Origin of the sequence: Stenotrophomonas sp. HMWF003 (assembly GCF_003061285.1) — a bacterium.
GTDB lineage: Bacteria > Pseudomonadota > Gammaproteobacteria > Xanthomonadales > Xanthomonadaceae > Stenotrophomonas > Stenotrophomonas maltophilia_AP.
Map to the genome: position 1 here is coordinate 2,079 of NZ_QAIW01000343.1, position 285 is coordinate 2,363.

At 64.2% G+C, this 285-nt stretch carries 1 protein-coding gene; it reads left to right on the plus strand.

The window, feature by feature from the left end; all coding sequences use genetic code 11:
- Window positions 1–285, plus strand: a 285-nt coding sequence (locus DBR34_RS23150; RefSeq protein ID WP_258223931.1) for a hypothetical protein, incomplete at both ends; no start/stop codon positions are given.

Consider the following 285-nt stretch of genomic DNA (forward strand, 5'->3'; position numbering starts at 1 on the left):
CGGCAACCAGCTGTTCCAGACCAACAACGCGATCATCGGCTACTTCGGTGGCACCACCAGCTTCGACCCGACCACCAGCATCTGGACCGCGCCGACCTTCAGCATTTCCTCGATCGCCACCGACGGCAGCGTGCTCAGCAACGACTACAGCAACGTCACCGTGGCCTTCGCCGCGGTGGACAATTCGCTGCTCAACCTCAACACCCGCATCGATCAGATCCAGCCGGGTGCGGGCAGCCCGTTCGTGCAGGTCAACTCGACCAAGGCCGCGGCCAGTGCCACCGG